This window comes from Pseudoalteromonas rubra, assembly GCF_005887095.1.
Classification (GTDB): domain Bacteria; phylum Pseudomonadota; class Gammaproteobacteria; order Enterobacterales; family Alteromonadaceae; genus Pseudoalteromonas; species Pseudoalteromonas rubra_E.
The window spans coordinates 95,977-108,037 of the sequence record NZ_PNCI01000037.1 but is presented as its reverse complement, the minus strand read 5'-3'; the positions used below and the strand labels follow the sequence as shown (position 1 = coordinate 108,037).

11 protein-coding genes are annotated in these 12,061 nt (G+C 46.0%); 5 read left to right on the top strand and 6 right to left on the bottom strand.

Annotation, left to right across the window (positions count from 1 at the left end; all coding sequences use genetic code 11):
- Position 1: 1 nt before the first annotated feature.
- From CWB99_RS16370 to CWB99_RS16355, 4 genes are read right to left on the bottom strand one after another with little or no spacing between them, the layout of a single operon-like run.
- Positions 2-1,102: a radical SAM protein gene (locus CWB99_RS16370; protein WP_138549995.1), complete on the bottom strand. Its 1,101-nt coding sequence runs from the start codon at positions 1,100-1,102 to the stop codon at positions 2-4.
- Positions 1,095-2,528, bottom strand: a complete 1,434-nt coding sequence (locus CWB99_RS16365; protein WP_138549996.1) for a glycosyltransferase family protein — start codon at positions 2,526-2,528, stop codon at positions 1,095-1,097. The genes CWB99_RS16370 and CWB99_RS16365 overlap by 8 nt, the downstream gene beginning before the upstream one ends.
- On the bottom strand, positions 2,521-3,120 hold the full coding sequence (locus tag CWB99_RS16360) for an SIS domain-containing protein (RefSeq protein WP_138549997.1): 600 nt from the start codon (positions 3,118-3,120) through the stop codon (positions 2,521-2,523). The genes CWB99_RS16365 and CWB99_RS16360 overlap by 8 nt, the downstream gene beginning before the upstream one ends.
- A gap of 45 nt (positions 3,121-3,165) precedes the next feature.
- A complete protein-coding gene (locus CWB99_RS16355; protein WP_138549998.1) occupies positions 3,166-3,891 on the bottom strand; it encodes a cytidylyltransferase domain-containing protein in 726 nt (241 codons plus the stop codon).
- A 273-nt stretch (positions 3,892-4,164) separates the two neighbouring features.
- On the opposite strand from CWB99_RS16355, the gene CWB99_RS16350 reads away from it, so the two are divergent.
- From CWB99_RS16350 to CWB99_RS16330, 5 genes are read left to right on the top strand one after another with little or no spacing between them, the layout of a single operon-like run.
- Positions 4,165-5,274 (top strand): FkbM family methyltransferase, encoded by a 1,110-nt coding sequence (locus CWB99_RS16350; RefSeq protein ID WP_138549999.1) that lies wholly within the window; start codon positions 4,165-4,167, stop codon positions 5,272-5,274.
- Positions 5,275-5,312: 38 nt separating this feature from the next.
- The gene (pseI, locus tag CWB99_RS16345; protein ID WP_138550000.1) at positions 5,313-6,353 is read left to right on the top strand and encodes a pseudaminic acid synthase; all 1,041 of its coding nucleotides are present in this window, start codon (positions 5,313-5,315) and stop codon (positions 6,351-6,353) included.
- Entirely contained in the window at positions 6,350-6,601 is a 252-nt protein-coding gene (locus tag CWB99_RS16340) for a phosphopantetheine-binding protein (protein WP_046003928.1), read from the top strand. The genes pseI and CWB99_RS16340 overlap by 4 nt, the downstream gene beginning before the upstream one ends.
- Positions 6,598-8,196 carry a pseudaminic acid biosynthesis protein PseG gene (locus CWB99_RS16335; protein WP_138550001.1) on the top strand — a complete coding sequence of 533 codons (1,599 nt, stop codon included), beginning with the start codon at positions 6,598-6,600 and terminating at the stop codon, positions 8,194-8,196. Before CWB99_RS16340 ends, CWB99_RS16335 begins: the two co-directional genes overlap by 4 nt.
- Positions 8,189-9,706 (top strand): class I adenylate-forming enzyme family protein, encoded by a 1,518-nt coding sequence (locus CWB99_RS16330; protein WP_138550002.1) that lies wholly within the window; start codon positions 8,189-8,191, stop codon positions 9,704-9,706. The genes CWB99_RS16335 and CWB99_RS16330 overlap by 8 nt, the downstream gene beginning before the upstream one ends.
- Positions 9,707-9,714: 8 nt before the next feature.
- On the opposite strand, the gene CWB99_RS16325 is transcribed toward CWB99_RS16330, so the two are convergent.
- Together CWB99_RS16325 and pseC are read right to left on the bottom strand one after the other, a co-directional pair.
- A complete protein-coding gene (locus CWB99_RS16325; protein WP_138550003.1) occupies positions 9,715-10,851 on the bottom strand; it encodes a Gfo/Idh/MocA family protein in 1,137 nt (378 codons plus the stop codon).
- A gap of 5 nt (positions 10,852-10,856) precedes the next feature.
- Complete coding sequence (pseC, locus tag CWB99_RS16320) at positions 10,857-12,047, bottom strand: UDP-4-amino-4,6-dideoxy-N-acetyl-beta-L-altrosamine transaminase (protein ID WP_138550004.1); 1,191 nt, start codon at positions 12,045-12,047, stop codon at positions 10,857-10,859.
- Positions 12,048-12,061 lie beyond the last annotated feature (14 nt).

Sequence of the window (12,061 nt, the reverse complement as noted above, 5' to 3'; positions counted from 1 at the left end):
CTTAAATAAAGTTGTCATGATCTTGAGGCTCGGAAAGTCTAAATAGATATCTATTTACTTCATCCATTCTGCAGTTAATTCTACAGTCCTTAATATCCAATTTGTCCCGGACAAATTCATAAGATTTCTTGCGCTCATCACTTTCCCATATTTCATTGAAGGAGTTGTCATAAATGTTTCCGTAGCAGAATTCATCTTTTCCAAGGTACGCGCTGCAGCCAAAAACTTTACCATCTGCAGCGATGTACCCCCAGAAGAAAGGAGTAGAGTGACATTTAGTATAAGGTTGCTTTTTAGTCACAAATTTCTGCATTGTATTTGCTCTAAAAACAACCTGAAAAGAGTTTGTGTTATATTTTGCTAACTTTTTCTCAAGATCAAACATTTTAGTATAGTCAACACTTTCATACTTAGTGGTTATACTAGATAAGTGTTGCGAATACGGCTTAATCACTAAGTAATCTAAGCCAATGTCTTTACAAATTTTCGCAAGCGTTTCAGCTTCATGCATATTATCAGGTAGAAGCACCATTTGCGCTCCTAATGTGCATTTCAGGTTATTCGCACGTTTGTGCGCAATCGCAGTTTTAAGGTTTGAAATAACAGTGTCGAAGTCCCTTGCTTTTGCTCTGTGGACTTGAGCATAGTTTTCTGCGCTCCCAGCGTTCAAACTTACCTTTATCCAAGAACAGTTTTCCATAAGTAACTCTATGTTTTGTTTTTTGAGAGGTACGAAGTTAGTAGTAATTGCAGTGTCCACCCCTACTTTGCTTGCATGCTCACAAATTTTATCCAGATTTTTAAAGAGTAAAGGTTCACCTTCACCTGCAAACATGACACTTTTGACTCCATTTTCCCCCATATTCGTAATTGTGTTTTTTAGGGTCTCATACTCTAAGCTAATATTTTTATAACCCATATAATCTAATGCACAGAAGGTACATCTATGGTTGCAACCTCCAAAAGGAGATATTTCGACGTAGATTGGGTATATTTTTTTAAGCAGCTCCCAATCATTTTTATCTTTTGCTCTTAGCCAATCAGCTACTCTTGTAGGGTGCAAAATTAGCTTGTGAGAATCAATGGAGTATTTGTCAGGCATGTTTGTAACCCCCATGAGTACTTTTGATAACGGTATCAATCTTTTCGATTAATTTTGAATATGAACATTGTTCAGAAATCGCTGCTGGCGATTTGAGAGGAGTAGATGTCAGTAGCGGCTTTAAATCGCTCTTTCTTTTAAAAATAAGAGAGTGTTCCCTAAAATCATAATTTTCAGTGTTGTTTTCACCCTCAAATATAACTGGAATACTTCCACATGCTGACGCTTCTAGTAGTCTTTGCTGATAAAAATATTCAGGATGTGCAAGTAAAGAATACTTAGATTGATTGCATATTTTTCTTACTTCATCTTTGGATTTTAATTCGCCTTTGTAAAAGGGGGCTAATTCAGGATATAAATCCCATCCCTTACCATATATTTCAAAAGGTATTTCGCTTTGCTCTGCACACCATTTCAAAACCTCGAGTCTGACAATTGCAGGATAGAGAAACATTTCCAAGTGTTCTGGGCTATATAAAGTACCATCTTTATGGAGGTCTTCCGAAAGCTGATGGAGCATAGCTAGTGAAAGTTGGGATTTATTAAATAAAAAAGCTAGTTTTCTCCTTAATTCTGCGTTATTAGCATATTTATATGTGGGGTCACAAACATCGAAGTAATCGTTGCCAATAAATACAATCTTATTTAACCTAGTGATATTTTCTTGAATATAAAAATTTGATCTATCACTTGCGAATGTTTGCTTAGATATTTTTTCGGTAGGAACGTGTTTTTTTAATAACGCTTTTTTAAAGTTATCGACCAAGTAAAAATAGAAATCTCTAGCTCTACTTTCGAATTTACTATCATCATAGAGGCACAATGTTGGATCCATAAACCAAATGAAATTGAAAGTACTTTCATTCAGAAGCTCGCTTCTGCTTCTGTTTATGTTGAACATAATGTGGGGGTTAAACTCTGCGATACGCCGAAGGCGTTTTAAATCATCCATCATAGTAACACTGGTGTTTTTATCCAGTTTTACTCTATACCCTTTTTTTTCAAAAGCATCACTGAGGAGGTAATAGATTTTTTCTACGACAAACCCTCTGAAATCAACGCTTAGATACACTCGAAGGGGGTCACTGAAATCAAGCTTAGCCTCTTTGATGCATTTTTTATATTTTTTGATTAATTTTGTTTTTTCTAAATTGTATTCCCTTATTAATCCTTCGAAAACGTTATCATCAATACCTATTGATTTTTGTGGGGGACGATAATTCTTTTCAAGAAGTACTTCCGTGAACTTTGATTTAGGCAAGTAAATCAAGTTGTCAAAGTGTTCATCGGGTTCTAGATTAGTGGCAGTTGAATAAAAGCAGAGCTGTAACTTACTTTTCGCTTTATCTAACCATACTGATTTACGGGCTTGTACTATAGCCTCCTCGAAAGTCTCGAAGTATATATCTGTATTTAGGTTACTCATCCGATATATTCTCAGCTAGTTTTTTATTCAAGATTTTCATCAGGATATGGCCAATAATCACCTGGGAGTCTTCTGAAATTTGCATGTCATTGACGTCAAAATGCAAAGCAATATCAACAAGTTCAAGTGCCTTTCCGCCGTTGAAACCAAAAATACCAATTGTGGTTACACCCATATTATTGGCTTGCAATATCGCGTTTATTATATTTTCGGAGTTTCCACTACCACTTAGCACTAACAGGGCATCCTCACTCTTAGCCTTGACGATTAACTGATGAGAGTAAATGTTCTCATAGCCAATATCATTCGCGAGGCATGTCAGTACGGCACTGTTACTTGGCAGGGCTTCAACGGACATTGAATTACCTGATGGATTTATTCCAAAAGTAAAGTCATTCGCTATGTGTAGAGCGTTAGCCGCACTACCACCGTTTCCACATATGTACAAAGTTGCTTTTTGTTCAATAAGCTTCATAAGCTTGTTGGCCACGACGTTCAAAGCTTGAGTATCAGTTTTTTGTAAAACTGTGGTTAATAGTTCTATGTAATTAGACGTAAACGAATTCGTTTCAGATTGTGAAATACCAATCATGGCATACCTCAGTTTTCTAGTTTTAAGCAAATTTCAAGCCACAAACTAATTCTTTTTTTGTTCAACGTGCTTATTTATATCGGCAAGGTGGGGGTAATTCTTTAATGTTTCTAACAACTCGCTGTAACTAAAGCACAGGTTATTATTAAATTGCTGATAAATTGCCTGAATTGCGGTGTAATCATCTGGTTCATCCAGCGTCAATCGATAATGACTGTGATCGTCACCTGCGCTAATGGTATGAGTATTCATGGTGTTGAATTTTGCCATACCTAAAGTGACGTGCTCTCTGTCCGGGGCGCTATGGGCGAGTTGGTGGGTGCGCGCCAGCAAACGAAAGGCAAACACACAAGTATCCAGACCTCGAGGAAAGCCACTGTGAGGTCCCAGACCCACCATATCAACGTCATGAGTTTGGTAATAAGATATGGCCTGGCGAACCAGCCCTGAATCAATGAGGGGGCAATCACTAGTCAGACGTACGATAGCGGTATTTTCTTGCGCACCAAACTGTCGGGCGGCTAGGTAGTAGCGGCTGAGCACATCCTCTGTACTACCTTTAAAGTATTTTACACCAAGGCGCTGACAGAGCGCGACTATGGGCTGTTCACTGCCATCATCTGTAGTTGCAACGATTACATTATTGACTAAATCACCAAGGCGCTCCAACATCACTTGTAGTACTGTGCTATCACAAAGGGGTAGCATAACTTTCCCAGGCAGCCGGGTTGATGTCATTCTGGCCTGAATTATTATTTGCAAGTCCTTCAAGATAAACCTATTTGTTGGCGCTTAATAGTAGCTTGGATAATATATGAGTGGCATCAGGCAAGTAAAGCCGAATTGTAACATCTCATAAGGCAGTTGTTTGTTATGTATGCAACTAACCCAACAGTTGTACAATTTTTTAAAGATAATCAGTGGTTGTCACACCATCCCCTTGCAGCAAGCTAATGTTATGCTTACAGTAGCCGATAAAAAGAAAGGCCCATTTATTGCTTTACACATTACTGTCAACTAACAGGCAGGCAACAGGGAGCTGCGGTGATCATAGCAGATAGTCAATTTTACATTTACGGCGCAAGTCATTACGGACAAGCGCTGACCGCTTATTTGGTTGGCGCAGGCCTCAGGCCCCGCGCAATTTTAGACAGGGCACCTAAAGCCGCTCAATATTTTGGGGTGCCATGCCTGCCTTTCCCCGAGCATAACTTTGAGACTCATTACCCAGTCATAGTCACAATTCTCGGCTATTCAGGCGTTGAATCAAGCTTACATGAAGCTGGTTTCTCAGAGGTAATCGATACTTTGAGCGCCTTTGAACTGTTCCCCCCGGCGCTGAAATTGCTGAACGAATGCGGTGTTTTATGGATGCAGGCGCCAAGGAGCAAACAGGTTGATGAAACCCAATGTCAGGCCTTATTGCACTTATTGTCTGATAATAAGTCGCGGAACACTTTTCAGTCAATTGTCAGCCACCGGCTGAATCCTAGTCGTGCGCACTATCCATTGCCAGAGCAATACGAAATGTATTTTCCCGAGGATATTCTGCAACTGTATCAGTATGATGAGTTGCGAGTATTAGACGTTGGCGCGTTTGATGGTGACACCTTTGCTGGCTTTTTTCAGCGGTACCCTGAGGCTCTCAAGGGCTACACAGCGCTCGAGGCCAGTGCAAAAAATATTCAGAAGTTTCTTGCTCGCTTAGATAGCATGGGCATAGCACAGCCTAACCTGGTGAGTATACATCGTCTGGCGGTAGGTCTCCCTGAAGGACAAAAACTTAAAGTTGAAGAAAATGCTTCAGCAACTATTGTCTCTGTCGTTGAACCACATGAGCAGGTTGAACCGGATTGCCTGGTGGATAGTGTCAACCTTGGGAATATGATGGCCGAAGTGCAATGCAATGTGCTGAAAATGGACATCGAAGGGGCGGATTATGATGCTTTATGCCAGGGGGCTAATTATATCCGTGAGTACACACCCACGTTGGCTTTGTCTTTATACCACAAACCAGAAGACTTGTGGCGTATTCCCTTGCTAATTGAATCATATGCACCCGGGCGTTATCACTATTATGTGAGACAAGAAGGTCACTGGCTGCTGGAAACCCAGTTCTATGCCGTGCCCAAAGACATGCTTAAGCAGCAATAAAAATTAACCGTACAGATTAAATTGAATTTGAGAACATCATGACGTTTCAATCAGGTTTCAACATCGCAGGACAGGGTGTCGGCCATGACCAGCCCTGCTACATCATCGCAGAGATGTCTGCAAATCATGGCCAGTCATTAAGTAAAGCCAAAGAGCTGGTTTATGCAGCGAAAGAAGCCGGTGCTGATGCAATTAAGTTGCAAACTTACACCGCAGATACGCTAACCATGGACTGTAGACTACCTCACTTTGAGGCAACAGGTCCATGGCAGGGCCAGTATTTGTATGACTTATATAAAGGGGCTTATATGCCCTGGGATTTTCATGCTGAGCTGTTTGAGCTGGCTGAAAAAATTGGCATCACCTGTTTTTCTTCACCGTTTGATAAAACCGCCGTCGATCTGCTGGCGCAACTGAATGCGCCGGCCTATAAAATTGCTTCACCGGAACTGATTGACCATCAACTGATCCGAGATGTGGCGGCCACCAACAAGCCGGTGATCATGTCAACGGGCGGCGCCACTTTGGTAGAGATTGCCGAGGCGGTGAAGGTAGCTGAAGACGCGGGTATTGAAGAGTTATGCCTGATGAAGTGTACCAGCACGTATCCTGCTCCAGCCGACACTATAAACCTGCGTACTATCCCACATATGCGAGAGGCATTTGGTTGTCCTGTGGGCTTATCTGACCATACTTTAGGGAATGATGTACCGCTGGCCTCAGTGGCGGTCGGTGCATGCATGATTGAAAAACACTTTGTGATGGGTAAAGAGGATAATACCGCAGACAGTTTCTTCTCCATGACACCCGATGAACTGGCTGCTTTAGTGCATGGCGTTCGGCAAATTGAACTGGCAATGGGACGGGTTCATTACCCAAGCGAGGCGTCGAAAGCCCGCCGCTGTGTGTATATCGTCAAAGACATCAAAGCGGGAGAGCGTATCACGCCAGAGCATGTCGCACAGATGCGACCTGGTGGCGGAGAAATTATGCCCAAATCCTTGCCTGATGTTATTGGCCGCACAGTCAACAAGGCGCTGACGCGTGGCATGCAACTCAGCTGGGGGGACTTGCTATGAGTGTACAACGCGACGCGGTCCTGGCTCTGCTGAAAGAGTTTTTTGAAGCACGTGCTGTGGTGGTCAGTGAGGCTGATTTTGAGTCTTTCGATTTTATCGCCGCCGGAGTATTGGATTCCTTTGAGGTGTTGTCGATGATCATGCACATCGAAGCGCATTTTGGCTTGTCAGTCCCACCCGAACTGCTGCTGGATACGCGCAATGCACAAGTGGGGCGTTTCGCTGATGCCATAGTGGCCTTGGCATGATAGCCATTCGTGTAGACACGCGCTGTGGCCTGGGTCACTTTATGCGTATGAAGTGGCTGGCTAAAGCGTTGCTCGAGCAGCAACAACGAGTAATGATGCTGGTGGATGCGGATACAGTGCCAGCGCGTTTTTATGGCGATCTGGGCATCGAGTTAGTCGAAGTGCCGCAACAACCAGATACCGTCAGTGATGCCCGCTTTGCCCTGGATGCCCTTGCACAGCGAGGAGAAACCGCCAGCCGCTGGGTGGTCGATGGTTATGGTTTTGACGTGCAATGGGAACAACTTATTCGGCAAACCGGGGCTCCCTTGTTGGCCATGGATGATTTAGCCCGGACGCATGTGGCCGACCTGGTGGTGGATGCCAAATGGCAGGGGGCTCAGACTGCTGTGCGTTACGATGGCAAACTTGCTCAGCACAGCCAGACTTTACTGGGCCCCGATTATTGTATTCTGGCACCCGAGTACAGCCAGCCAATGGCTGACGTGCGCGATGGCGGGCTGTTATTTTCACTGGGCGGAGGCGGAGACTGGCATGTGCCTGCACAATGGATTTCCCGCCTACTCGATACGCCGCCCGCTGGACTGGAAAACACACCGATACAAGTGGTGATAGGGCCCAAGGCCACAAACACAGAGCAGCTATACACACTGGCCGCACAACACAGCCGCTTAGTTTTGATTGAACAGGCAACCAGTTTGGTGAGCTTCTACCAGCGCTGTGGCTTTTTTGTTGGCGCGCTGGGTACATCTTTGTATGAACTGGCCGCGACACACACGCCAGCGCTGAGCTTTAGCCTGGCTGCCAACCAGGATAATGCATTAGCCGATCTTGAAGCGCTGGGGCATTACCTTCATATTCCCGACTTGCTGGCGCAAGATACGCACAAGGTGACCGAGCTAATTGCAACTTTGTACAATGAGCGCAAACGTGTGCAACAACTTTGTACACAAGCGGCTATTAAGGTGGACGGGCTGGGTGCGCAGCGTATTGCCTCTGCTTTGTTAAATGGAACCGGCGCAGGGTTGACCGCACTCAAAGACGTCAATGAACAGCCACAATTCAGCTGGACATTGGCGGGTAACTTGCGATTGCTGCCGGTGACAGATATGCATATCAACCGCTATCTCAAAGCCCGAAACCGCAGCGACAATGCCTGGCGTATGACGGTTACTGATCGTATTAATGAAGTGGATCATTATCGCTGGTGGTTCCGGCAAACACGCGACTCATTTGTGCTGTTGCAGGACGATGAACCTCTGTTATATGTCTGGCATCAATGTACCACAATAGACGGACAGGCCTATCTGTTTGGTGGCTGGTTTGCAGCCAGTGACGCGGTTAATTTTGTCCATGCTCAGCTCATTTTGCAATGGCAGCTGACACTCACGCTTGAGGCTTTCCCTGATGCTGTCTGGGTTGCGGTGATCAATAAACAAAATCGATTTGTTAATTTGCTTAATGAACGGGCAGGTTTTGTGACTCTGGCAGAAGATGAGCCCGGTTATAAAGCTGTGCAGCAGCTCTTTCCTGGTGCCAGCCACCAGGACTTTAACTTTGTCGCCAAATACCCAATGAGGACAGACTGTGAGTAATATCTATCAAATTTTTGCGCAGCATGTGCAGTCACAGCCAGATAAGGTCGCTTTGGTGTTTGAGCAACAAAAAGTGAGTTATCAGGCGCTGAATATCAAAGTATTGAAGTTGTGTGCCCATTTTTACCGCTTAGGGTTACAGCCGGGTCAGCGGGTAGCCTTATTTGCGCCGAACGGCCTGGAATACCCGATTGTGATGCTGGCAGCGGCGCGCCTCGGCCTCGCCATTGTGCCGCTACCCATCAGCCTGAAGGGCGACGCGCTGTCGGTGGCGTTGAAGAAAACCCCCGTTGCAGCGGTAATAGCCTGGCCTTCTATCGGGCGAACGCTGTTGGCAGATGCAGTCATAGAGCCTGTTAACCTGCTCAGCCTATCACAACCTGTGGCCGATGAGCCGTGCTGGCAGGATATTATGTCAGAGGAATTGCCCGCACAGGCGATAAATATCCCAGAGCCACCGGTGGATATTAACGCGCCTTTTATACTCACTATGACATCCGGTTCGACCGGTCAGCCTAAACCCATCGTACTGAGCCAGCAATGTAAAATCAGTCGTGCGTTTGACGCCACTATTCGCTATTACGGATTAACTTTGGATGAGGTCGTGCTGGTTGCTACACCGCTTTATCATTCGCTGGCCCAGCGCGGAGTGTTGATGCCGCTGATGCTGGGTGCAACCAGTGTGATCCTGCCCAAGTTTACTTTGCCGAAATGGCTGGAAGCCATCAAAACGCATCAAGTCAGTTTTTTATTTGCTGTATCAGCTCAATTAGAAAGCTTGCTCAGCTGTGACGAAAAAATGGATCTGAGCTCGCTGCGCTGTGTGGTGTCGTCGTCTGCTGTGCTCGCCGGAGAATCTAAACAGGCTTTGCTAAAAAAGCTACCTTGTCGCTTGCATGAATGTTATGGCGCTTCTGAAGTGGGTGTTGTCAGTGATTTTTGTGTCAGCGACCGACGCGATAAAAATGGCGCAGTCGGCGCGGCTTTACCTTTTGTTCAGGTTAAAATCTTGGATAAAGAAGGGCGTACTTTGGATGTTGGTGAAGTGGGTGAGATTGCCTGTCAGACGACAACCGGGTTCAGTGGCTATTTGAAAATGCCACAGCAGACGCAAGATGCTTATGACTCTGACGGGTATTTTCTTACGGGTGACTTGGGATATCTGGATGAAGACGGCTTTTTGTATTACGTCGGACGTAAAAAAGAGGTGATCTCCAGTGGGGGCATCAATATCTTTCCGCAGGATATCGAGGCCGTTATTAAGAAGCACCCCAAAGTGATCGATTGTGTTGCTTTTGGTTGTGCAGACAGGCAGCTGGGCGAATATATCAAAGTGGTTTATGAGCAGCATGGGGATGTGGATATCAGTCGCGAGCTGCGGTTGCTGTGTTTAGCGGAGCTGACGGATTACCAGCAACCACGTGCGCTTGAGTGCCTCAGTGCACTACCCAGAAACCCAATGGGTAAAGTGCTGCGAAACGATGTAAAACTGCGTTACTCAGAGGTGTAATAGGGGTGTCAGGAGGAAACCTGACACCATCGGTGTTGCTCATTAGAAGTGACCGCCGCTTCAAACAGCGCAAGCCCTGCCTGAGCCTGAGCAAAGCCAAAGACATATTCATTTTTGGGCGCGATACCCGCCTGATAGGCCGTCAGGCCCTGATGAATATCCGTGTATAAGTTGGCAAACGCTTCGACAAACCCGGTTGGGTGTCCTGGCTTCATGCGGTTGTAACGAAACTGATGCGCGTACTGGCACTGGCCAGCGCGGTCCAATATTTCTCTCCTGCCATCACTGAATTGTAATTGCAGCTCATCCGGGTTGAGCTGTACCCAGGTGGCACTGCCCGCCGTGCCATAGACTCTGATCTGTAAGCCGTTACGATGACCGATGGCGGTTTTTGACATCCACATACTGCCTTGGATCCCATTAGGGTATTTAAGCAGCATTTGTACATCGTCGACTAACCCCGGGTAATCGGAGTGGTTAGCAAATTGGGCACAGGTTTCTGTTGGTTCCAGTTCCAGTAAATAACTCGATAGGTGGTGCAAATGTACACCCAAATCAAGGCAGATAGTGGGCACCTGATAGTCCTGAAGTCGCCATGCCTGCGGTTTAGCGGGTTTGCCGGCAATATCCGGTGGACGCTTAAAGCCTTCTTGCGGCATTTCCAGGTGAATTTTTTGGACTTGGCCCAGCTTACCCTGGGTAATCAGATGTTTGAGCTCTCGGACCATCGCATAGCCACTGTAGTTGTAGGTCACCGCCAGAAAGTGTTTCGTGGGGTCATACACGTTTGCCAACGCTTGTGTCTCAGCTGTTCCACAGACCAAAGACTTTTCGCAAATGATCGGAATATTTTTATTCAATAATGCTGTCAGTACATCTAAATGATGCGGTGTAGGCGTGAGAACCACCACAGCATCTACCTGGTCTTTTTCTTGCTCGATAAGGGTGCGCCAGTCACTGTAAGTACGCTCAGGGGCGATATCCCACTGTTGTGCGGTCGCTGTATTGGTATCCTGATCACGACTGAAAGCACCAGCCACGACTTTAAAGCGATTATCCAGTTGTGCAGCACTAAAGTGCACATAACCGACGGCCGAATTCATGCCGCCGCCGATAAAAGCAAGGTTTAAGGGCTTGGTTGTCATGGCTGCTACTCCTTCAGTGCAGAGTGAGTTTTTTGCCAATCGCTGAGTAATTGGCAAAGGGTATCGACGACATGTTGCTGTTGCGTTGTCGTTAAAGACGGAAACAGTGGCAAGGTAATCGCACTGTGATAATAGGCTTCGCTCGCTGGGCAATAGCCGGGCTCGAATCCTAATTGTTGATAGTAAGGCTGCAAATAGATAGGAATATAGTGCACATGAGCAAAGACCCCTTGCGCTCGTAGCTGAGTAACAAGGTACTCGTGCAATTGCCCGTTGCTGTGAGCAACTCTGACCACATACAAATGATAAGCACTGTATTGACTATCAGATTGGGTTAACGGAGTGACACCTTCAACGTTTGCAAATAAGGCATCATAGCATTGTGCAAGCGTGTTGCGAGCGGCAACAAACTGATCAAGTTGTGCCAACTGACTCAGACCCAGCGCGGCATGCAGGTCCGTCATGCGATAGTTGAATCCCAGTGTTTGTTGCTGATAGTACCAGGGGCCATGACTCGGTTCAGTTAACAAGGTGGGATCTGCCGTAATACCATGGCTTCGTAATGAGCGCATGCGCTGTGCAAGCTGCTCATTTTGCGTCACAGCCATCCCGCCTTCAGCTGAGGTGATTATTTTAACCGGGTGGAAGCTGAACACACAAATATCTGAATGGTCACAGTGGCCAACAGGTTTATCCTGATAGCGTCCTCCGATAGCGTGGGATGCATCTTCGATAATTTTAAAGCCATATTGGTTGGCGAGCTTTGCGATAGCTGCCATATCGCAAGACTGCCCAGCAAAGTGTACGGGGATAACTACATCGGGTAGTTTACCGAGTGCTTGGGCGCGCTTCAGTTTGTCTTCCAGGGCAACGATACACAAATTGCCTGTTGCGGCATCAATGTCGGTAAAGTCCACCGAGGCGCCGCAATACAGGGCGCAATTTGATGAAGCCACAAAAGAATTTGGTACCGTCCAGACCAAACTATCCGCTGTGACATCCAGTGCCATACAGGCAATGTGCAAAGCAGATGTTGCACTATTCACTGCCACGGCATGTGAAGCCTCACAGTACTGAGCAACGGCTTGTTCGAACTGGGGAACAACCGGACCTTGGGTCAGAAAATCAGACTGCAATACCGCCACAACTGCATCTATATCTTGCTGTGCGATGCTCTGTTTGCCATAAGGGATCATGTTGTGCTCCTGTC